The organism is Mycolicibacterium arcueilense, from assembly GCF_058536225.1.
Window position 1 is genome coordinate 1,790,754 of record NZ_JBZTYL010000007.1, and the last position, 21,600, is coordinate 1,812,353.

The following is a 21,600-nucleotide window of genomic DNA, read 5'->3' on the forward strand; positions in this document are numbered from 1 at the left end:
TCACCCGTTATCGGTGGGTGCCGAACCAGGAGGCTGCGATGCGCCGGGTGTGGTCGTGGTTGTTCGCGTTGGGGCTCATCGCCTTTGGTCTGCTGTGGCCGCTCGTGTTCACGGGTGGATCGGCATCGGGCCCCGGCCCGGCCGACCCGGTGGTGATCACCGATTACCGTGCGGATTTCACCGTCGACGCCGACGGTCGGATGACTGCGGTAGAGACCATCACCGGGGATTTTCCCGGCGGGCGGCACGGCATCTTCCGGTACTGGGATGTGGCCAACCAGAACAACTCCCGGCTGCGGCAGATACCCGAGATCACCTCGATCACGATGGACGGCTCATCGGTTCCGTATGAACTGTTGTGGGAAACCGGTAAACGGTTCCGGGTCGCCAAGATCGGTGACCCCGGCTCGACGCTGAACTGGGGCAGCCACGTTTTCGAGATCCGGTACACGATCGACGGTGTCCTCGACCCGGGAAGCAACGGCGCTCACCGTCAGTTCGCCTCGAACAGCGGCAACCCCGACGCGCAGTCGGCGTTCTACTGGAATGTCGTCGCGCCGGCCTGGAACAACGCGATCGAGCGGGCCGACATCTCGGTCACCCTGCCGGCGGAGGTGACCGGTGCCGGTTGCAGCGTCGGATTGGGCGTCGGCAGTGCATGCACGGACCTGCGCACCGACGGCAAAACCGTGCGGTTGGCGGCGACCAATCTCGAGCCCCACACACCGGTGACGCTGCGCGCCGGCGTCGACATCGCCGCTCCGGCGCAGGTGAGCCTGCCGTGGCCGTACACCTGGGACCGGATCCTCGGTCGGTCGGTGACGACATTGGCGTGGGTCGCTCTGGTGGCCGTCGGGATGGGCCTGCTCGCCTACTTCTGGACGCGCACCACTGTCGAACCGCCGCCGGGATTCCCGGTGCAGTACGCGCCGCCCGAAGGGCTCGGCCCGGTGCAGACCGAGTACATCCGCACCGAGACCATCCCCAAGAACGGGCTCAGCGCGACGCTGTTCCACCTCGCCGAGCGTGGGCTCGTCGAGCTGCGGCAAATCAGTGACAAGCATTGGAAGATCAAGGGCCTGGCCAAGCCGGCCGAGTGGTCCGGAGTGGATCCGGTCGGCATCGACGTGGGCGCAGCACTCAAGGTGATGTCGGTGGGTGCCGAGTTCTCCGCCAAGAACACCGCGGCTTCGGGGAAGAAGCTCAGCAAGGCCAAGGCCGACATGGCCGTTGCCGTGCGGAAGTGGGCGCTCGACGGCGGATTCATGGTCAGGCGTCGTAAGGAGCTGTGGATCCGCGTCGCCAATGTGGTGGCGTTCTTCGCGGCCCTGGCCAGTTCCTTCCTCTTGTTCGGCATCACATTGTGGGGGTTGCCCTTCGCGGTGTTCTTCCTGTGCTCGCTGCGCGGCTGGTCCGGCGGCGTGGGTACCCGGCGGACTCCTGCCGGTCGGGAACTGTGGTCGCGCGCAGAGGGCTTTCATCGCCTGCTGTCCACTGATTCGGCGGAGTCCAGGTTCGATTTCGCCGCGCGCAAGGACCTGTACCTGGCCTACATCCCGTTCGCGGTGGCCGGCGGGGCCGCCGCGATGTGGGCGAAGAAGTATCAGGACACCATGGGGGCTCCTGCACCCCAACCCAATTGGTATGACTCGTCGTCATCGTCATCGGACTGCAGCCACGGTTTTGCCGGCGGGCCCGGCGGCGCGGATTTCGACAGTTTCGAGTCGGCACTGTCATCATCGATCGGGGCGTACACCGCCTCGCAGTCATCGTCGTCTTCTTCGTCGAGCGGCGGATCATCGTCGTCTGGTGGAGGCGGCGGCGGTGGTGGTGGAGGGGGAGGAGGCGGCTCGTGGTGAGACTGCTGTTGGTCGTGGTGCTGGCGCTCGCGGTGGCGGTGTTGGTGGGCTTCGTCGTGGGCTACAACAAGCTGCGCGCGGCGGACGTGCGCGTCGCCGAGGCGCTCGGCGGTATCGATGTTGAGCTGACCCGCCGGGCCGCTCTGATTCCGGCGCTGGTTCAGGCCGTCGCGACGTTCGCGTCGCACGAGACGGTGGTTCTCGGCCGGGTCAGTGGTGCGCAGGCCGCGCTGGCCTCGGCGACCGGCGGCGCCTCGGTGGTTCAGCGCAGCGCTGCCGAGCGTGATCTGGACAAGGCGCTGACCGGCGTGCTGGCACTGGGATCGTCCTACCCGCAACTCAATTCGTCGGCCAACTTCCTGAACCTGCAGGAGAACCTAGCCGACACGGAGAACAAGCTGGCGTTCGCCCGGCAGTACTACAACGACGCGGTCGCTACCCTCAACCGGCTCGTCGGAACGATTCCGTGGGTGTACCTGGCGCCGCTGGCCGGCGTCTCCGAGCGGGAGTACTACCGGCCGCCGCATTAGGGAAGCAGCACTCCGAATCCCTAAACTGGTCGGGTGCGTCTTGTCTTTGCCGGAACCCCAGAGCCCGCCCTCCCGTCGTTGCAGCGGCTGATCGACTCGCCCCGCCACGATGTGGTTGCGGTGCTGACCCGGCCCGACGCTGCCGCCGGGCGCCGCGGGAAACCCGCCCCGTCACCCGTCGCGAACCTGGCACTTGAGCACGACATACCGGTCCTGCGACCGGCGAAGCCCAACTCCGACGAGTTCGTCGCCGAGCTGTCCGAGCTGGCGCCGGACTGCTGTGCGGTGGTCGCCTACGGTGCGCTGCTGAGCGAGCGCCTGCTGGCGGTGCCGCAGCACGGCTGGATCAATCTGCACTTCTCGTTGCTGCCGGCGTGGCGCGGGGCCGCTCCGGTGCAGGCCTCCCTGGCGGCGGGTGAAGAGGTGACCGGAGCGACGACGTTTCTGATCGAGCCGGCCCTCGATTCCGGTCCGGTCTACGGAGTGGTGACCGAGCGGGTCCGCGACACCGACACGGCGGGCGATCTACTTGGGCGACTTGCTGATTCGGGTGCCGCATTGCTGGAGTCCACTCTGGACGGCATCGCCGAGGGAGCACTGACCGCGGTGCCGCAACCGGCCGACGGAGTCAGCCTGGCACCCAAGATCACCGTGGAGTCGGCCCGGGTGCGCTGGGACCTGCCGGCCCACGTCATCGACCGCCGGATCCGAGCCGTCACCCCGAATCCCGGTGCCTGGACGATGATCGGGGACCTGCGGGTAAAGGTCGGGCCGGTCACGCTGGAGCCGTCGGAAGATTCGTTGGACCCCGGTGAGATCCGCGTCGAACGCAACGCGGTGCTGGTCGGTACCAGCTCGCAACCCGTCCGGCTCGGGCAGATCCAGCCGCCCGGAAAGAAACTCATGAACGCTGCCGACTGGGCCCGCGGCGCGCGGCTCGACGAATCGGTGCGCGCCTCATGAACAACAGGCCGAACCGTCCCAACCGTCCGCCGCAACGCAACCGCCAGCACCGGCGCACCCCGTTGGATCCCGCTCGCCGGGCCGCCTTCGATGTGCTGCGCGCGGTGTCGGAGCGCGATTCCTACGCCAACCTGGCACTGCCCGCGCTGCTGCGGGAGCGGGGGATCGAGGGCCGCGACGCAGCCTTCGCCACCGAGCTGACCTACGGCGCCTGTCGCACCCGGGGACTGCTCGACGCCGTCATTGAGGCGGCCGCCGGACGCCCGCCCGAGCGGATCGATCCCGTGCTGCTCGACCTGTTGCGCCTGGGCACTTACCAACTGTTGCGGACGCGCGTCGAGCCGCACGCCGCGGTGTCCACCACCGTCGAACAGGCCGGCATCGAATTCGACACGGCCCGAGCAGGTTTCGTCAACGGTGTGCTCCGGACCATCTCGCGTAGTACGGAACAGGAATGGATGGAGCAGCTCGCGCCGCCGGCATCCACCGATCCGGTCGGACACGCCGCATTCCTGCACGCTCACCCGCGGTGGATCGCCCAGGCTTTCACCGACGCGCTGGGCGCCAGGGCGGGGGAGCTCGACGCCCTGCTGGCCAGTGACGACGAGCGACCCGTGGTGCACCTGGCGGCGCGGCCCACGGCGATGACGGCGGCCGAACTGGCGGAACAAGCGGACGGCACCGTCGGCCGCTACTCGCCGTATGCCGTCTATCTGCCGGGCGGTGATCCCGGACAGTTGGCGGCGGTGCGCGACGGCGCGGCCCAGGTGCAGGACGAAGGCAGCCAACTGGTGGCCCGCGCCCTGACCCTGGCCGAGCTCGACGGCCCGGACAACGGGCGCTGGCTGGACCTGTGTGCCGGCCCCGGCGGCAAGACCGCTTTGCTGGCCGCGATCGGTGCGGCCTCGGGGGCCCGGGTCACCGCGGTCGAACCTGCCCCGCGCCGCGCCGACCTGGTCGAGGAGAACACCCGGGGGCTCGACGTCGACGTGCGCCGCGTGGACGGGCGGGAATCGGGTCTCGAACCAGGATTCGACCGCGTTCTCGTCGACGCCCCCTGCACCGGGCTGGGTGCGCTGCGCCGACGCCCCGAGGCGCGGTGGCGCCGTCAGCCCGGCGACGTCCCCGGACTGGCGAAACTGCAGCGTGAACTGCTGGCTGCGGCCATCGCCCTGACCCGCCCCGGCGGCGTTGTCCTCTACGCGACCTGTTCGCCGCACCTTGCCGAAACGGTCGGCGTGGTGGCCGACGCGGTGCGGCGGTATCCGGTGACTCAACTGGACACCCGGGAGTTGTTTGCCCCGGCCGACGACCTCGGTGACGGACCGCACGTCCAGCTGTGGCCGCATCGGCACGGGACCGATGCGATGTTCGCTGCCGCCCTGAAAGTAGGCTGATCGCCATGGCAGAACCCCTGATCGCCCCGTCCATCCTGTCCGCAGATTTCGCGCGGCTGGCCGATGAGGTAGCCGCGGTAGCCGGGGCCGACTGGTTGCATGTCGATGTCATGGACAACCACTTCGTGCCCAACCTGACGCTGGGCATGCCCGTCGTGGAGTCCTTGCTCAAGGTGACCGATATCCCGATGGACTGCCACCTGATGATCGATCAGCCGGAGCGCTGGGCGCCGCCGTACGCCGAGGCGGGTGCCTACAACGTCACCTTCCACGCCGAAGCGACCGACAACCCGATCGGCGTGGCCCGCGATATCCGCGCCGCCGGCGCGAAGGCCGGCCTTTCGGTGAAACCCGGCACCCCGCTGGAGCCGTATCTGGAGATCCTCAAGGAATTCGACACCCTCCTGGTGATGTCGGTGGAGCCCGGGTTCGGTGGGCAGAAGTTCATCCCGGAGGTGCTCACCAAGGTGAGCACGGTGCGCCGCCTCGTCGATTCCGGCGAGCTGACCATCGTCGTGGAGATCGACGGCGGCATCAACGCCGACACCATCGAGCAGGCGGCCGAGGCCGGTGTGGACTGCTTCGTCGCCGGCTCCGCGGTGTACAGCGCGGCCGATCCGGCCGCCGCGGTGAAATCCCTGCGACAGCAGGCCGCGAGCGCCTCGAGACACTTGGCGCTATGACGCCCGAGTCCGTGATGCGGCTGGCCATCGAGCAAGCCGAACAGGTCAAGGGCTCGACCTATCCCAATCCGCCGGTCGGCGCGGTGATCCTGGACCGTGACGGCCAGATCGCGGGAGTCGGGGGAACACAGCCGACCGGCGGCCCGCACGCCGAGGTGGTGGCACTGCAGGCGGCCGGCGACCGGGCCAAGGGCGGCACCGCCGTCGTCACCCTGGAGCCGTGCAACCACCACGGCAGGACCCCGCCGTGCGCGGATGCGCTTCTGGCATCAGGGGTTTCGCGCGTCACCTATGCGGTGTCCGACCCCAATCCCGCCGCGGCGGGTGGGGCGCAACGCCTCGCCGATGCCGGCGTCACCGTCAGCGCCGGACTCCTGGCCGACGAGGTCGAGAAGGGACCGTTGCGTGAGTGGCTGCACAAGCAGCGCACCGGATCACCCCATGTCACATGGAAATTCGCCACCAGCGTGGACGGTCGTAGCGCCGCTGCGGACGGTTCCAGCCAGTGGATCACCAGTGAGGCTGCCCGCGCGGACGTTCATCGCAAGCGGGCGGCGGCGGATGCCATCGTGGTCGGCACCGGGACGGTGTTCGTCGACGATCCGGCGCTGACCGCACGTCGGGCCGACGGCACGCTCACCGATCACCAACCGCTGCGGGTGGTGGTGGGGATGCGGGAGGTGTCGTTGGACGCCAAGGTGCTCAACGACGATTCGCACACGATGCTGATCCGGACGCATGATCCGCACGAGGTGATGCGGTCGCTCGGCGACCGGACCGACGTCTTTCTGGAAGGCGGGCCGACCCTGGCCGGGGCCTTCCTGCGGGCCGGGGTGGTCAACCGGATCGTGGCTTACGTGGCACCGATTCTGCTGGGCGGGCCGATCACCGCGGTCGACGACATCGGGGTGCTGAGCATGGTGCATGCGCAGCGCTGGCGGTTCGATGGCATCACCGCCATCGGTCCGGATGTTCGCCTGAGCCTCGTGCCCAACTGACAGAAGGCACGCAGCCGTTAGCCAGCCTGGGTTAGGGTGACCTAAGTTACGGTCCTGAAATGACGAGCATTGTCGGTCATGATCGGTACACTCGTACCAAAGCGCGTTCGCTGCCGAATGTGCACCGGGTGTACGCGAGCAAAGGACGCACATATGACTGCCCTGCAGGATTGGCTCCCCAGCACATCATGGACTCCCCGCACACTCCGGGCGCTGGTGAGCGCCCCGCTACGCCTCGTGCTGCCCAGTCGGCCGGATGAGGCCGACCGGGCACCACGTTTGCTGCGTCCCGGGGTGGAGCGCTGCTGAACCGATCAGCTGGATCGGTGGCGTCCCGGCGGCTGGTCGGTGTGCTGAACCTCTTGGTCGGCGGACTGAACCGGAAGGGCCTCCGTCGGCAGGAACAGCTGCCCGGTCGACGTGTCATCGCTCGCACCGGCGTCGCCGCTTTCGGGAGGTCCCGCCAACTCGTCGACGTGGACGTTTCGCGCGGCGATCAGCAGGCCGAGCACCGCACCCACCACACAGACAATCGCGGTGATCCCGAAAATGTCGCCGTACATCGACACATACGCCTCGCGATAGCGGACGGCCTGCGACGCCAGCCGCTCCTGCAGCGACATTTGGCTGGTGTTCGCGGCGGCCGCCAAGCTGGCCAGGTGCTGATTGAAGCGGAACAGACCCCAGGCGGACAGTGCCGCCATGCCGATCAGCATGCCGATCATCCGGGCCACCACGACGAATGCCGAGGCGATACCGTGCTGCGCGGCGGGTACCACCCGTAGCGTGGCCGACGTCAGCGGGGCGATCACCAACCCGAGGCCCAGACCCACGATCGCCAGATCGGTGTCGAGCACCGGCAACTGGAACAGGACCAGGTCGTGGGTCTTGTCGAGCACGTCGATCGACCAGTGGGTGATCAGCCAGAAGCCGCCGGCCGCGATCATCAGGCCGACGAAGCTGACGATGCGATCCCCGACGCGGGTGGCGATCCAGCCACCGATCAGCGCGCCGATCGGCAGAGCGATCAGGAATCGCAGCAGCAGGAAGGCCGCGTCGTACTTGTCCTTGCCGAGCACGCCCTGGCCGAACAGTTCGACGTTGACCAGCGTGACCATCAGGGCGGCGCCGGTGCACAGGGAGGCGGCGAGCGCGGCCAGGAACGGCCGGAACTTCACCCCGGCGGGTTCGATCAGCCGGGTGCGGGCCATCTTCTCCCACACGAAGAACGCAACAGCTGCCACCACCGCGCCGATCAGTAGCGGTGGGCCCCACTCGGGCAGCACATGCTTGCCGTCCGGCTCCGGGTTGTACAGACCCACGACAGCCAGGCCCAACGCAATGGCCAGCAGGAGGCCGCCGACGACATCAACCTTTTCGGGGTGGTCGCTGGGCTCCTTGCCCGGCAGGCTGAAGTGGATCATCACCATGGCGATGATGGCCAGCGGCACGTTGATCCAGAACACGGCCTCCCAGTGATGGAACAGCGCGACGGCACCGATGCCGTACAGCGGACCCAGGACGCTGCCGAATTCCTGTGCGGCTCCGACGCCGCCCAGTACGGCAGCGCGGCTGCGCGCCGCCCACAGATCAGCGGCCAGCGCCAGGGTCACGGGTAGCAGGGCACCGCTGGCGATGCCCTGGATGACCCGACCGAAAATCAGCATGTTCAGGCTCTGCAGATCGCCGGACAGCGCGGTGACCACCGAGCCGACCGCGAAGCCGGCCAGACCGACCTGGATCAGCATCTTGCGGCCGAACCGGTCCGAGGCCCGGCCCAGCAGCGGCATGGCCGCGATATAGCCCAGCAGATAGCCGGTGATGATCGGCGTGACCTGCTGGATCTTGTTTATCGCGATCCCGACGTCGGACATGATGTCGGTCATGATCGTGACCACGACATAGGTGTCGAGGGCACCGAGCAGCACGGCGAGGCTGCCCGCGCTGATCGCGATGTGGCGGCTACGGCCGCCAGTCACCGCTTGCGCGGCCCGCATCAGGACGCGGGCTTGGCGACGGTGACCTGCTTACCCCAGTCAGTCAGGGTCATGGTGACGCTGTTTCCGGGGGTGGGTTCGAGCTTGGCCTGCAGCAGGGTGTGGTCTCCGTCCTCGGTGATCCAGGCGGTGCCGGGGACCGGGCCGGTGGCCTTGAGCTGCGGGGCGATCTTGTTGACCGCATCGGCGCTGACGTTGCCGGTCACCCGGACGCCCTCGGTGCCGTTGATCGATTCGCGGCCGTCGGCCTTGGCGTCGCTGAAATTCGCCAGCAGGTTGGCCAATCCGGTGTCGGGGTTCAGGATGGCCGAGATGTCGTAGATCTTCTCGGCCGGCCCGTAATTGGACAGCGGGTCGCCCGGGGTCAGCGCGGCATACAGATCGCCACCGGAGACAACAAACTTGGCGTCAGCCAGTTTCTGACCCATGAAGATGAGATCGGCGGTGCCCTGGGCGGCCACCTCGGGGGCATTGGTCAGGTCACCGTCGAGCTTCTCGACGGGAAGACCCTCGATCTTGCCCTGCACGGTCAGCAGGAGGTGGACGCTCTGCTGAGCCTTGGTCGAGGCCGCCGACTCCTGAAGGAGCTGGGCCGCGTCGGGCAGCGGGGCGGTCGACTTCTCCGAGGACGACGACGAGCAACCCGCGACCAGCGCGGTCGCGGCGAAGAGGATTGCTAGTAAGGACTGGACTGCGAAGCGTGGGCGCGTCTGCATTACTGCATCGTAGAGGCTCCCGGCGGTCGGGCGTTTTCTCCAACTCCCGGTTGAGGCGAATACTCTGGTCGGCGTGTTCACCGGAATCGTTGAAGAGCTGGGTGTCCTGGTCGACAAGGCGGAGCTGACGGATGCCGCCCGGTTCACCATCCGCGGCCCCGTGGTCACCGCTGACGCCGGTCACGGCGATTCGATCGCGGTGAACGGGGTCTGCCTGACCGTGGTCGACGTGCTGCCCGACGGAGCATTCACCGCCGACGTCATGGGGGAGACGCTGAACCGGTCGAGCCTGGGCGGGGTCGGTGTCGGCAGCCAGGTGAACCTGGAGCGGGCCGCCGCGGTCAACAGTCGCCTCGGTGGGCACATCGTGCAGGGCCACGTGGACGGTACCGGCACTGTGATTTCTCGCACGCCCTTCGACCACTGGGAAGTCGTGCGCATCGGCCTTCCGGTCACGCTGTCGCGCTACGTGGTCGAGAAGGGTTCGATCACCGTCGACGGCGTCTCGCTGACGGTGTCCGCGGTGGGTGACGACTGGTTCGAGGTGTCGCTGATCCCCACCACGCGTGAGCTCACCACGCTCGGGCAGGCGGCCGTGGGGACGACGGTCAATCTCGAGGTCGACATCATCGCGAAATATGTGGAACGGCTGATGGCCGGTCCCGGTGAGTAAGAGCTGGCAATAACCGCTGGATTTCGGTGGTTCATACTGGAGTCGGCATATGGTCCCGCTTGGGGGACCTGGCATTCGAACAGGCAAGGTGGCGCAGATGACCAGGCTCGATTCCGTCGAGAGGGCGATAGCCGATATCGCGGCGGGCAAAGCCGTGGTGGTGATCGACGACGAGGACCGTGAGAACGAAGGCGACCTCATCTTCGCTGCCGAGAAGGCCACCCCCGAACTCGTTGCGTTCATGGTCCGCTACACCTCCGGTTACCTGTGTGTGCCGCTGGACGGCGAGATCTGCGACCGGCTGGGGCTGCTGCCCATGTACGCGGTCAACCAGGACAAGCACGGCACGGCCTACACCGTCACCGTTGACGCGAAAAAGGATGTGGGAACCGGTATCTCGGCGTCGGACCGGGCCACCACCATGCGTGCCCTCGCCGATCCGGGTTCTGTCATCGACGACTTCACCAAGCCCGGCCATGTGGTTCCGCTGCGGGCCAAGGACGGTGGAGTGCTGCGCCGTCCCGGGCACACCGAGGCTGCCGTGGACCTGGCCCGTCTGGCCGGGCTGCAGCCCGCCGGCGCGATCTGCGAGATCGTCAGCCAGAAGGACGAAGGCGATATGGCGCGCACCGATGAGCTGCGGGTCTTCGCCGACGATCACGACCTGGCCCTGATCTCGATCGCCGACCTGATCGAGTGGCGTCGCAAGCACGAGAAGCACATCGAGCGCATCGCCGAGGCGCGGATCCCCACCCGGCACGGCGAGTTCGTGGCGGTCGGTTACAAGAGCATCTACGAGGATGTCGAGCATGTCGCGCTGGTCCGTGGCGACATTTCCGGACCGGCCAGCGACGGCCACGACGTCCTGGTCCGGGTGCACTCCGAATGCCTGACCGGTGACGTGTTCGGCTCCCGGCGCTGTGACTGCGGCCCGCAGCTCGACGCCGCGATGGCGATGGTGGCGCGCGAAGGACGCGGCGTCGTGCTCTACATGCGCGGCCACGAGGGCCGGGGCATCGGCCTGATGCACAAGCTGCAGGCCTATCAGCTGCAGGACGCCGGTGAGGACACCGTCGACGCGAACCTGAAGCTCGGCCTGCCTGCCGACGCCCGTGACTACGGCATCGGTGCGCAGATCCTGGTCGACCTCGGAATCCGGTCCATGCGACTGCTGACCAACAACCCGGCCAAGCGTGTCGGACTCGACGGCTACGGGCTGCACATCATCGAGCGCGTGCCGCTGCCGGTGCGGGCCAACTCGGAGAACATCCGCTACCTGATGACCAAGCGGGACCGGATGGGTCACGACCTCGTCGGCCTCGAGGATTACGACGAAGCGGTGAGCATGGACGACTACGACGAGGCGGTGTACCTGCTCGGTGACCGCCGGCCGCCCAGCGCGACCGATTCGGGTTCGAGCCTGTGAGCGCCCACGGAGTCCCTGATCTGCCCCAGGTGGACGCTTCGAACGTGAAGCTGGCGATCGTGGCCAGCACCTGGCACACCCAGATCTGCGATGCGCTGCTCGACGGCGCGCGCAAGGTCGCCGCCGACGCCGGTATCGCCGAGCCGACGGTGGTCCGCGTGCTCGGGGCCATCGAAATCCCCGTGGTGGCACAGGCATTGGCCGCCACCCATGACGCGGTGGTGGCGCTCGGCGTCGTGATCCGCGGCCAGACCCCGCATTTCGATTACGTGTGTGATGCGGTGACGCAGGGCTTGACCCGGGTGTCGCTCGATGCGTCCACCCCGGTCGCCAACGGCGTGTTGACCACTGACAACGAGGCGCAGGCCCTGGACCGGGCCGGGCTGCCGGATTCCACCGAGGACAAGGGCGCTCAGGCCGCAGCAGCAGCGCTGTCCACCGCGCTGACGTTGCGCGAGTTGCGCGCCAAGGCATGACCGGACAGATGACTGACAAGAAGACGGAGAAGAAGGCCGGGGACCGCTGGGATCTTGAGATCCGGCCTTACCGGACACCGTATTTCGCCTACGGTGCGGCACTGATCATCTTCCTTGCGCACGTGGCGGTCGGTGTGCTGCTGAAGGTGGGCTCCACCGGAGTGGTCTTCCAGACCTCCGACCAGGTCGCGATCGCCCTGCTCGGCGCGATCATCGGCGGAGTGGTGCTGATGTTCGCGCGGCCTCGGCTGAAGGTCGGGCCGGCGGGCGTGGCCGTGCGGAATCTCGTCAGCTTCAAGGTGTTCCCGTGGTCCGAGGTACTCGGCATCACCTTCCCGGTCGGGGCCCGCTGGGCCCGCCTGGATCTGCCTGACGATGAGTACATCGCGGTGATGGCGATCCAGGCGATCGACAAGGGACGTGCCGTCGCGGCCATGGACGAGGTCCGGGTCCTGATGGACCGGTATTGCTCAGATCTGGGCTGACACCGAGCGGTCAGCCGGCATCGCCGAGCACCACACCTTCGCGGCGTGGGTCGGCCCCACCGATCCAGCCCGGCGACGTGCGTACCAGGGCTGCGAGCCCACTGGACTGATCGGCCAGCGAAACCTGATGCCCCAGTGCGCGCAGGCCCTCGACCAGTTGATCGCGGTCGCCGTTGGCGACGGTGTCGACCAACGGATGCTCACCGCCGACGTTGGTGACGGGCGTGTTGGCCGCGCCGAAATCGATCATCGATACCGCCTGCTGCGGATCCAGGTTCCAATCCATGATGCCGACAAGGGTTTTCACCACGAATTGGATGATCACCGAACCGCCGGGTGAACCCAGGACCGCATACAGCGGACCCCGTTGTGGCCCGGCCTTGTCGAATACCAGGGTGGGGGCCATGGTGCTGCGTGGGCGCTTGCCGGGCTGGACCCGGTTGGGTATCGGCGTACCTTCGACGCTGGTCGGCTCGGCCGAGAAGTCGGTGAGCTGGTTGTTGAGCAGGAAGCCGTCGACCATGTGGAACGACCCGAACGCCGACTCGATGGTGGTGGTCAGCGACGCCGCATTGCCGAAGCTGTCGATGATGCTGATCTGGCTGGTGCCGTGTTCGGGCGCGGGCGGGATGGTCATCGGTGGTGCGAAGTTGCCGGGTGCGGCTACGCCCATCGTGTGTCCTCGGGAGATCAGTGCGGCCCGGCCGGTGAGGTAGGCGCCGTCGAGCAGGGTTTCGGGTGATCCACCGGGCAGCGGGACGAAATCGGTGTCGGCGACGTACCGGTCGCGATCGGCGTAGGCGAGACGCTCGGCCTCGGTGATCAGGTGTACCCCGGTCACCGACGGATGACCGCCGTTGAGGTCGACGCGGGCCGGCTTGTAATCGCTCATCGGGAAGTGCTCGAGCATGCCGAGGGTCGCCGCTACCGCGATACCGCCCGAGGACGGGGGTGGCATCCCGCAGACCTCACGGCCACGGTAGGTGGTGCACACCGGGTCACGCTGCTTGACCGCGTATCCGGCGAGATCCTGCTCGGTGAGGGCACTGGGCGTGCGCCCGCCGCTGGTGTCGGCGGCGGAGGCCACGACGGCGCGGGCGAGGTCACCGGTATAGAAGGCCTTGGCCCCCTCGGATGCGATGGCGCCCAAGGTTTTCGCGTAAGCCGGGTTGGTCATGCGGGTGCCCACGGGTTTGGGGCTGCCGTCGGGGTTGAGGAAGTAGCCGGCGGCGGCGGGGTCGAGCCGAAGTTGTGCGTCGGCCGCCTCGATCGCGGCAGCCAGGCGCGGGCTGACGTCGAATCCCCGATCGGCCATCGACACCGCCGGGTCGAAGAGATCGCGCCAGGCCTTCTTGCCGAACTGGCGGTGGACGTCGTCGAGCAGTCGCACGATGCCGGGCACCCCGATCGAGCGGCCCGACGCCCTGGCGTCGGGTTTGGGGACGGTCCGGTCGGTGTCCGACACCCAGCGCAGGTAGTTCTCGGTCGCCGCTGCCGGCGCGGTCTCACGCCCGTCGTAGGCGCGCACTGCGTTGCCCGCGGCGTCGTAGTACAGCAGGAAGCCACCGCCGCCGATCCCGGAGGACTGCGGTTCGACCAGGCCGAGCACGGCCTGCGCGGTCACCAGGGCGTCGGCCGCGGTGCCGCCGTCGCGGAGCACCTTGCAGGCGGCTTCGGTGGCCAGGGGATTGGCGGTGGCCACCGCGTAGGTGGAGGTGTGGACGGCCGTCATGTCACTGCGGTATCCGGTGCCGATCTCGGGGTTGGTCGCCAGGTCCGGTGTCGGTGGTGCCGGCGGTGTGGCCGGTGTCGGCGCTGCCGGGGCCTTGGGCTCCGGGGTGCCGTTCGACAGGATCTGGCACGGCCCGGCATCGGTCCTGGCCGGGCGCCGATCGCCGTCGGCGCATCCGGCAAGGATCACAGCGACGACACTGAGCAGCGTGATGACCGAACGGGTGGACGCCAGCAACCGCACAGTTCGACGGTAGCGGAGTTCGGTCGGATCGCGGCAGTAACCTGGAAACCGTGCCCGATCCAGCGACGTACCGGCCGGCGCCCGGATCGATCCCCGTGGAGCCTGGCGTGTACCGGTTCCGGGACCCGCATGGTCGGGTCATCTATGTCGGTAAGGCCAAGAGCCTGCGCAGCCGCCTGACGTCCTATTTCGCCGACGTGGCGAGCCTTGCGCCGCGCACCCGGCAGATGGTGATGACGGCGGGCAGTGTCGAGTGGACTGTGGTGACCACCGAGGTCGAGGCGCTGCAGCTGGAGTACAACTGGATCAAGGAGTTCGATCCACGCTTCAACATCCGCTACCGCGACGACAAGACGTACCCGGTGCTGGCGGTGACGCTCAACGAGGAGTACCCGCGACTGATGGTGTACCGCGGGCCACGGCGCAAGGGTGTGCGGTACTTCGGCCCGTATTCGCACGCCTGGGCCATCCGCGAGACACTCGATCTGCTGACCCGCGTTTTCCCGGCCAGGACCTGCTCGGCGGGAGTGTTCAAGCGGCACAGGCAGATCGACCGCCCGTGTCTGCTCGGCTACATCGACAAGTGCTCGGCGCCGTGCGTCGGTCGGGTCAGCGCCGAGGAGCACCGACGGATCGTGCTGGATTTCTGCGACTTCCTGGCAGGCAAGACCGATCGGCTGGCCCGCGACATGGAACAGCAGATGCTGGCCGCCGCCGAGGACTTGGATTTCGAGCGGGCCGCCAGGCTGCGCGACGACATCGCGGCGCTCAAGCGTGCGCTGGAGAAGCAGGCCGTGGTGCTGGGTGACGGCACCGATGCCGACGTGGTGGCATTCGCCGACGACGATCTTGAGGCAGCCGTGCAGGTGTTCCACGTACGCGGGGGCCGGGTGCGCGGCCAGCGCGGCTGGATCGTCGAGAAGTCTTCGGAGCCGGAGGCGACCCGTGATTCGGATCCAGAGCAGTCCGGGCAACAACAATTGGTAGAACAGTTCCTCACCCAGTTCTACGGCGAGCAGGCCGAACTGGGTGGTGCGGCCGACGAGGCCACCAACCCGGTGCCCCGTGAGGTCCTGGTGCCGGTGCTGCCGCCGAATGCCGACGAACTGGCGGCATGGTTGTCGGGCCTTCGTGGTTCGCGGGTGAGCCTGCGGGTACCGGTGCGCGGTGACAAGCGCACCCTGGCCGAGACTGTCCAACGCAACGCGCGTGAGGCACTGGCCCAGCACAAGCTCAAGCGCGCCGGCGATTTCAACGCGAGATCGGAAGCGCTGCAGAGCATTCAGGATTCCCTCGGGCTGGCCGATGCGCCGCTGCGGATCGAATGCGTGGATATCAGCCACGTGCAGGGCACCGACGTGGTCGCCTCGCTGGTGGTATTCGAGGATGGGCTGCCGCGCAAGTCGGACTACCGGCATTACGCGATCCGTGAGGCCGCCGGCGACGGCCGTTCGGACGATGTGGCCTCGATCGCCGAGGTGACGCGACGTCGTTTCCTGCGGCACGTGAGCGATTCACAGCCGGAGGCAGGTGCCGACCAGCGCCCGCGCCGGTTCGCCTATCCACCCAATCTGTTCGTGGTGGACGGCGGTGCCCCTCAGGTCAACGCGGCGGCCGCGGTGCTCGACGAACTGGGGGTCACCGACGTCGCGGTGATCGGGCTGGCCAAGCGGTTGGAGGAAGTGTGGGTGCCTTCAGAAGACGGATCCGCGCCTGAACCGATAATTCTCCCGCGGAACAGCGAGGGGCTGTACCTGTTGCAGCGCGTGCGCGACGAGGCACACCGGTTCGCGATCAGTTACCACCGCAGCAAGCGGTCGAAGCGGATGACCGCCTCGGCGCTCGACTCGGTGCGTGGCTTGGGCGAACAGCGTCGCAAGGCGTTGGTGACGCATTTCGGCTCGGTGGCGCGGCTCAAGGAGGCCACGGTCGACGAGATCACCGCGGTGCCGGGGATCGGGGTGGCGACGGCGAAGGCTGTCCTGGCTGCGCTCGGCGGCGGGCCGTCATCGCCCGAAAACGGTGACCCGCGAAGTGGGAACAGCGCCGGACTGGGCGATTCAGGGGCGCCCGCAACGCTTATCGAGGATGATCGACGCAGGGTGTCGGGATGACGGGTAACGGGGACATGACTAGCCAGGCGGATCGCGCATGAACGAACATCTGCGCGAGGGCAGCATCATCGGTGGTGCGAACGCAGATTCGGGGATCGACGTGGTCCTGGTCACCGGTCTGTCGGGAGCCGGCCGCGGTACCGCGGCCAAGGTGTTGGAGGACCTCGGCTGGTATGTCGCGGACAATCTGCCACCGGAGCTGATCGCCCGCATGGTCGAGTTGGGGTTGGCCGCCGGGTCGCGGATCACCCAGCTGGCCGTGGTGATGGATGTGCGGTCACGGGGCTTCACCGGTGATCTGGATTGGGTGCGCAACGAATTGGCCGCACGGAGTATCACCCCGAGGGTGCTGTTCCTGGAGGCGTCCGACGACATTCTGGTGCGCCGCTACGAGCAGAACCGCCGCAGTCACCCGCTGCAGGGCACACAGACCCTGGCCGAGGGGATCGCTGCCGAGCGGGCGTTGCTGGCTCCCGTGCGTGCGGCGGCTGACCTGGTGATCGATACATCTGCGCTCCCGGTGCCGGCGTTACGTGAGAGCATCGAGCGGGCGTTCGGCGGTGAGACCGTCGCCTACACGAATGTCACTGTGGAGTCGTTCGGGTACAAGTACGGCCTGCCGATGGACGCGGACACCGTGATGGACGTGCGGTTCCTGCCGAACCCGCACTGGGTGGACGAGTTGCGGCCGCACAGCGGCCAGCATCCGGATGTGCGTGACTACGTACTGGGTCAACCAGGCGCCAGGGAATTTCTCGACACCTACCATCGTCTGTTGGACGTGGTGATCGCCGGTTACCGCCGGGAGGGGAAGCGTTATATGACCGTCGCCATCGGGTGTACCGGCGGCAAACATCGGAGCGTGGCGATCGCCGAGGCGCTGGCGGAGCGGTTGCAGGGCGGTGACGGGCTCACCGTTCACGTGCTGCATCGGGATCTGGGTCGCGAATGACCCCGCGGATCGTGGCCCTCGGTGGAGGGCATGGGTTGTACGCCACCCTGTCGGCGGCTCGGCGGCTCAGCCCACACGTGACGGCCGTGGTGACGGTTGCCGACGACGGCGGTTCATCGGGACGGCTCCGCAGCGAACTCGACGTGGTGCCCCCTGGTGACTTGCGAATGGCGTTGGCGGCCTTGGCTTCTGACAGCCCGCACGGTCGATTGTGGGCGACGATCATTCAGCACCGGTTCGGTGGCAGCGGCGCGCTGGCCGGCCATCCGATCGGCAATCTGATATTGGCGGGCCTCAGCGAGGTGCTGGCTGACCCGGTCGCGGCACTCGACGAGCTCGGCCGCATTCTGGGGGTGAAGGGCCGGGTGCTGCCGATGTGCCCCATCGCCCTGCAGATCGAGGCCGATGTGGCGGGTCTGGAGTCCGATCCTCGGATGAGCCGGGTGATCCGCGGCCAGGTGGCGATCGCCACCACGGTGGGCAAGGTGCGTCGGGTGCGGTTGCTGCCCGGGGATCCGCCGGCCACCCGGCAGGCGGTGGAGGCCATCATGAGTGCCGACCTTGTGGTGCTCGGGCCAGGCTCGTGGTTCACCAGTGTGATCCCGCACGTCTTGGTGCCGCAGTTGGCGGCGGCGTTGCGGGCGACGACGGCGCGGCGCGCGCTCGTGTTGAATCTGGCTGCAGAGCCGGGCGAAACGGCGGGGTTCTCGGCCGAGCGTCACATCCACGTTCTGGCCCAGCATGCTCCGGACTTCAGCGTGCATGACATCATCGTCGATGCCAGCCGAGTGCCGAGCGACCGGGAACGGGAGCAACTCAGCCGCACAGCCAACATCCTCAATGCCCGCGTTGAGTTTGCTGACGTGTCCCGACCTGGTACACCTTTACATGACCCGGCGAAGTTGGCCGCGGTGCTGGAGGGGGTCCGGTTGCGCGCGACGGGGCCGGGCCGGGCAGTGCAGGAGTCCACCGTTCCCACGCCCGCTGCGAGGTCGGTCGACGTGGCGCACCAGGAGCCGGCGCCGAATACACCGAGAGGGGACGATCCGTGGCGATGACAGCCGAAGTGAAGGACGAGCTGAGCCGCCTGGTAGTGAACTCGGTGAGCGCTCGCCGCGCGGAGGTGGCGTCGTTGTTGCGTTTTGCCGGTGGCCTCCACATCGTGGCCGGCCGGGTGGTGGTGGAAGCCGAGGTGGATCTCGGGATCATCGCGCGACGCCTGCGCAAGGACATCTACGACCTCTACGGGTACAACGCGGTGGTTCACGTGCTGTCGGCCAGTGGTATCCGCAAGAACACCCGCTATGTGGTGCGGGTGGCCGCCGACGGCGAAGCGTTGGCGCGGCAGACCGGATTGCTCGACCTCCGTGGACGCCCGGTCCGTGGCCTGCCCGCGCAGGTGGTCGGCGGCAGCGTCGGTGACGCCGAGGCCGCGTGGCGCGGGGCATTCCTCGCTCACGGATCGTTGACCGAGCCCGGTCGCTCGTCCGCGCTCGAAGTCAGTTGCCCCGGCCCGGAAGCAGCCCTGGCCCTCGTCGGGGCGGCCAGGCGGCTCGGGGTCAGTGCCAAGGCCCGCGAGGTGCGCGGCGCTGACCGGGTGGTCGTCCGCGACGGCGAGGCGATCGGCGCCTTGCTGACCCGGATGGGTGCCCAGGACACGCGGTTGACGTGGGAGGAACGGCGCATGCGCCGCGAGGTCCGGGCCACTGCCAATCGCCTGGCCAATTTCGACGATGCGAACCTGCGCCGGTCGGCGCGTGCCGCGGTGGCGGCGGCGGCCCGGGTGGAGCGGGCGTTGGACATCCTCGGCGACGGGGTGCCAGATCACCTCGCTGCGGCGGGCAAGTTGCGGGTCGAGCACCGGCAGGCATCGCTGGAGGAGTTGGGCCGGCTCGCCGATCCGCCGATGACCAAAGATGCTGTGGCCGGCCGTATCCGGCGCCTGCTCTCGATGGCCGACCGCAAGGCGAAGCAGGAAGGGCTGCCCGACACCGAGTCGGCGGTGACTCCGGACCTTCTCGACGACGCCTGAACGTCGTAACGCGTACCACCACCGAAAAATACTGCTGGCGACGCCTTTTGGCTGAGTCGACGCCACGTTGCGGGAATCCGGCTCAGTTGTGCAGTGGGTGGCTACGGTATTCGGGCTCGGGTGTGCCGAATTCGATGGCGTTGTCGTCGAGGCCGTTGGTGATGGTGATCCGGTCGTGGGCGAAGCCGAAGCTGACCGCGACCATATCGCCGGCGAGGTCGGTTTCGCTGCCGCTCCACACGAGAAGTTCGACGGTGTGGAGCTGTTGTCCGTGAAAGGCTGCAAGCCGCACGCATGCGTCGTCTCGCCATATCAGGGAGATGTCCTTCGGATCCTCACCGTAGGCGATCGGCTCACCGGGGTCGATGCTGCTCCAGGTGACGGACAGATCGTCGATTTTCTGGTGGGTGAGCTCTAACTGCTCGCCCTCGAAGTCCAGCAGGACGGGGCAGTCGGCGAGCCACTCATCGTTGGTGCGGTTCCAGACCAGCCAGCTGCGGGTGAGGCGGCGGCCGACCAGTGCGTGCAAACGAGGCCCGTGGGCGCGAGCAACTGTGTGGCGGCCGACGAGCCATTGCGGCTGATACCCCGGGATCCCGAAGAAGGACACTCGCCGATTATCCCGATCGACCGCTGACCGGCCCATGGAATATTTCGGATAGCGAACACTATCCGAAAACTCGGATAACGACTATTATCTGAAATATGGTTGACGATCGAAACGGTGATGAGGCGACGCCGGTGCGGCGGACGCGGGCAGAAAACCAGGCCCGGACCCGGGCGGCGCTCTTGGACGCGGCCGCCCAGACCTGTGCCCGCAAGGGCTACGCCGCGGCGTCGGTGGACGAGATCGCCGCGGTGGCGGGATATTCGGTCGGCGCGGTGTATTCGAACTTCTCCAGCAAGGAGCAGCTGTTCTCCGAGTTGATGAATGAACGTGCCTCCGGTCGGCTCGACCAGGTGGCGCAGACCATCTCCGAGAACGCCGACGGACCGCTGGTCGCGCTGGGACGGATGCTCGTCGAGATCGCCGACAACGACATCGAGTTCGAGGCGATCCAGGCCGAATTCTGGTTGCACGCGGTGCGCAATCCCGACGGCATGCAGATCTTGCAGGGCCGGTCCGCCCGCACGCTGGCCTCACTGCGTCAGATCCTGGCCGAGGCGCTCGAGCGCAACAACGTCGACGACAGCGTCTCGCTGGACGGATTCACCGTGGTGGTGCTCGCGCTGTTCCAGGGGCTGATCCGGCAGCGGCGCATCGATCCGACGAGGGTGCCCGAGGAACTGTTCGGCCAGGCGCTGTCCTGGCAGTTGTCCGGTATGCCCAAGAAAGCCAAGGGGTAGTCGCGATGGATCCGTTGCGCATCGGGCTCTACGCCATGCCCGCGTTCTTCGTCCTGATGGCGGTCGAGTTCCTCAGCTACCACTTCGACAAAGACTCCGCCCGGCCCCGTGCCGGCATCTCCTGGCGGGATACCGGCACAAACCTCTCGATCTATGCGCTGGGTTTCATCCTGCGGCCGTTGGACAAGTTCATCGCGGTACCGATGGTGGCGATCGCCGCCGCCGTGACACCGCTACACCTCTCGGCTTCGCACTGGTGGGTCTGGGTGCTGGCCATCGTGCTGGCCGACCTGGCCTACTACCTGCAACACCGGATGTCGCACCGCATCCGGATGTTCTGGGCTGCCCACAACGTGCACCACTCGAGCCAGTACTTCAACCTGTCCACGGCCACGCGGTTGTCCTGGCTGATCCCCGGGTCATTTCTGTCCACGATCGGTTATGCGGGGCTGGCCCTCATCGGGATCCCGGCCTGGCTGGTGTTCCTGTCGCAGGCGATCGTTCTGCTCTACCAGTTCCCGATCCATACCGAGCGCATCGACCGGTTGCCCCGCGCGATCGAGTATGTGTTCAACACGCCGTCGCACCACCGCGTGCATCACGGCGCGAACAACCCCTACCTCGACAAGAACTACGCGGGCATCTTCATCCTGTGGGACCGGATGTTCGGCACCTTCGTCGCTGAAGGTGAGCCCGTCCGGTATGGCCTCACCAAGAACATCGACACCCACAATCCGATCAAGGTGAACTACCACGAGTTCGTGGCCATGGTCGGCGACGTGTGGCGGGCCCGGACCTGGCGTGGCCGTCTCGGCTACCTGTTCGGTCCGCCCGGATGGAGCGAAAATGCCGCTACCGCAACGACTGTCGAGCGCAACGCACAGAAGCTGACGGTTCAGGCCGCGGCAAGCTAGGGGAATCAGCCTGCGTAGTTGCCGACACCCGCCGGGATGTGGCGATTGCGTCGCGCCGACGTC

Annotated in this window: 20 protein-coding genes; 16 read left to right on the forward strand and 4 right to left on the reverse strand. The window is 67.5% G+C overall.

Annotation, left to right across the window (positions count from 1 at the left end):
* Window positions 1–38 precede the first annotated feature (38 nt).
* The 6 genes from AC4LGL_RS13000 to ribD are packed head-to-tail and all read left to right on the forward strand — an operon-like array spanning window position 39 to window position 6,430.
* Window positions 39–1,859: a DUF2207 domain-containing protein gene (locus AC4LGL_RS13000; RefSeq protein ID WP_491839044.1), complete on the forward strand. Its 1,821-nt coding sequence runs from the start codon at window positions 39–41 to the stop codon at window positions 1,857–1,859.
* Window positions 1,853–2,389, forward strand: a complete 537-nt coding sequence (locus AC4LGL_RS13005) for a LemA family protein (protein ID WP_491839045.1) — start codon at window positions 1,853–1,855, stop codon at window positions 2,387–2,389. Before AC4LGL_RS13000 ends, AC4LGL_RS13005 begins: the two co-directional genes overlap by 7 nt.
* Before the next feature lie 33 nt (window positions 2,390–2,422).
* Window positions 2,423–3,352: a methionyl-tRNA formyltransferase gene (fmt, locus tag AC4LGL_RS13010; protein WP_491839046.1), complete on the forward strand. Its 930-nt coding sequence runs from the start codon at window positions 2,423–2,425 to the stop codon at window positions 3,350–3,352.
* Entirely contained in the window at window positions 3,349–4,749 is a 1,401-nt protein-coding gene (locus AC4LGL_RS13015; protein WP_491839047.1) for an RsmB/NOP family class I SAM-dependent RNA methyltransferase, read from the forward strand. The genes fmt and AC4LGL_RS13015 overlap by 4 nt, the downstream gene beginning before the upstream one ends.
* Window positions 4,750–4,754: 5 nt before the next feature.
* Complete coding sequence (gene rpe / locus AC4LGL_RS13020; protein ID WP_491839048.1) at window positions 4,755–5,432, forward strand: ribulose-phosphate 3-epimerase; 678 nt, start codon at window positions 4,755–4,757, stop codon at window positions 5,430–5,432.
* Complete coding sequence (gene ribD / locus AC4LGL_RS13025) at window positions 5,429–6,430, forward strand: bifunctional diaminohydroxyphosphoribosylaminopyrimidine deaminase/5-amino-6-(5-phosphoribosylamino)uracil reductase RibD (protein WP_491839049.1); 1,002 nt, start codon at window positions 5,429–5,431, stop codon at window positions 6,428–6,430. Before rpe ends, ribD begins: the two co-directional genes overlap by 4 nt.
* 314 nt (window positions 6,431–6,744) lie before the next feature.
* Here ribD and AC4LGL_RS13030 read toward each other — a convergent pair whose 3' ends face one another.
* The gene (locus AC4LGL_RS13030) at window positions 6,745–8,427 is read right to left on the reverse strand and encodes an MFS transporter (protein ID WP_491839050.1); all 1,683 of its coding nucleotides are present in this window, start codon (window positions 8,425–8,427) and stop codon (window positions 6,745–6,747) included.
* Complete coding sequence (locus tag AC4LGL_RS13035; RefSeq protein ID WP_491839051.1) at window positions 8,427–9,143, reverse strand: LppX_LprAFG lipoprotein; 717 nt, start codon at window positions 9,141–9,143, stop codon at window positions 8,427–8,429. Before AC4LGL_RS13035 ends, AC4LGL_RS13030 begins: the two co-directional genes overlap by 1 nt.
* 73 nt (window positions 9,144–9,216) lie before the next feature.
* Here AC4LGL_RS13035 and AC4LGL_RS13040 point away from each other — a divergent pair, with 73 nt between their 5' ends.
* From AC4LGL_RS13040 to AC4LGL_RS13055, 4 genes are all read left to right on the forward strand, one after another.
* Window positions 9,217–9,816 (forward strand): riboflavin synthase, encoded by a 600-nt coding sequence (locus AC4LGL_RS13040; protein ID WP_055113658.1) that lies wholly within the window; start codon window positions 9,217–9,219, stop codon window positions 9,814–9,816.
* Window positions 9,817–9,913: 97 nt separating this feature from the next.
* Window positions 9,914–11,242 carry a bifunctional 3,4-dihydroxy-2-butanone-4-phosphate synthase/GTP cyclohydrolase II gene (locus AC4LGL_RS13045; RefSeq protein ID WP_003880816.1) on the forward strand — a complete coding sequence of 443 codons (1,329 nt, stop codon included), beginning with the start codon at window positions 9,914–9,916 and terminating at the stop codon, window positions 11,240–11,242.
* Window positions 11,239–11,718, forward strand: coding sequence for a 6,7-dimethyl-8-ribityllumazine synthase (ribH, locus tag AC4LGL_RS13050; RefSeq protein WP_055113660.1), 480 nt, complete (start codon window positions 11,239–11,241; stop codon window positions 11,716–11,718). The genes AC4LGL_RS13045 and ribH overlap by 4 nt, the downstream gene beginning before the upstream one ends.
* Window positions 11,719–11,726: 8 nt before the next feature.
* On the forward strand, window positions 11,727–12,203 hold the full coding sequence (locus AC4LGL_RS13055; RefSeq protein WP_491839052.1) for a PH domain-containing protein: 477 nt from the start codon (window positions 11,727–11,729) through the stop codon (window positions 12,201–12,203).
* A 10-nt stretch (window positions 12,204–12,213) separates the two neighbouring features.
* On the opposite strand, the gene AC4LGL_RS13060 is transcribed toward AC4LGL_RS13055, so the two are convergent.
* Window positions 12,214–14,178 (reverse strand): gamma-glutamyltransferase family protein, encoded by a 1,965-nt coding sequence (locus AC4LGL_RS13060; RefSeq protein ID WP_491839053.1) that lies wholly within the window; start codon window positions 14,176–14,178, stop codon window positions 12,214–12,216.
* Window positions 14,179–14,228: 50 nt separating this feature from the next.
* Here AC4LGL_RS13060 and uvrC point away from each other — a divergent pair, with 50 nt between their 5' ends.
* Genes uvrC through whiA form a run of 4 tightly spaced genes read left to right on the forward strand, consistent with a single transcriptional unit; the run spans window position 14,229 to window position 19,276 of the window.
* Entirely contained in the window at window positions 14,229–16,292 is a 2,064-nt protein-coding gene (gene uvrC / locus AC4LGL_RS13065) for an excinuclease ABC subunit UvrC (RefSeq protein WP_491839054.1), read from the forward strand.
* Between the two features lie 37 nt (window positions 16,293–16,329).
* Entirely contained in the window at window positions 16,330–17,244 is a 915-nt protein-coding gene (gene rapZ, locus AC4LGL_RS13070; protein WP_491839055.1) for an RNase adapter RapZ, read from the forward strand.
* Window positions 17,241–18,302 carry a uridine diphosphate-N-acetylglucosamine-binding protein YvcK gene (gene yvcK, locus AC4LGL_RS13075; RefSeq protein WP_064877987.1) on the forward strand — a complete coding sequence of 354 codons (1,062 nt, stop codon included), beginning with the start codon at window positions 17,241–17,243 and terminating at the stop codon, window positions 18,300–18,302. Before rapZ ends, yvcK begins: the two co-directional genes overlap by 4 nt.
* Window positions 18,299–19,276, forward strand: a complete 978-nt coding sequence (gene whiA, locus AC4LGL_RS13080) for a DNA-binding protein WhiA (RefSeq protein WP_055113667.1) — start codon at window positions 18,299–18,301, stop codon at window positions 19,274–19,276. Before yvcK ends, whiA begins: the two co-directional genes overlap by 4 nt.
* Before the next feature lie 82 nt (window positions 19,277–19,358).
* On the opposite strand, the gene AC4LGL_RS13085 is transcribed toward whiA, so the two are convergent.
* A complete protein-coding gene (locus AC4LGL_RS13085) occupies window positions 19,359–19,886 on the reverse strand; it encodes a hypothetical protein (RefSeq protein ID WP_491839056.1) in 528 nt (175 codons plus the stop codon).
* A 95-nt stretch (window positions 19,887–19,981) separates the two neighbouring features.
* Between AC4LGL_RS13085 and AC4LGL_RS13090 the strand changes: the two genes are divergently transcribed.
* Both AC4LGL_RS13090 and AC4LGL_RS13095 read left to right on the forward strand, forming a co-directional pair.
* Entirely contained in the window at window positions 19,982–20,623 is a 642-nt protein-coding gene (locus tag AC4LGL_RS13090; protein WP_491839057.1) for a TetR/AcrR family transcriptional regulator, read from the forward strand.
* Between the two features lie 5 nt (window positions 20,624–20,628).
* Window positions 20,629–21,537: a sterol desaturase family protein gene (locus AC4LGL_RS13095; protein WP_491839058.1), complete on the forward strand. Its 909-nt coding sequence runs from the start codon at window positions 20,629–20,631 to the stop codon at window positions 21,535–21,537.
* Window positions 21,538–21,600: the final 63 nt, after the last annotated feature.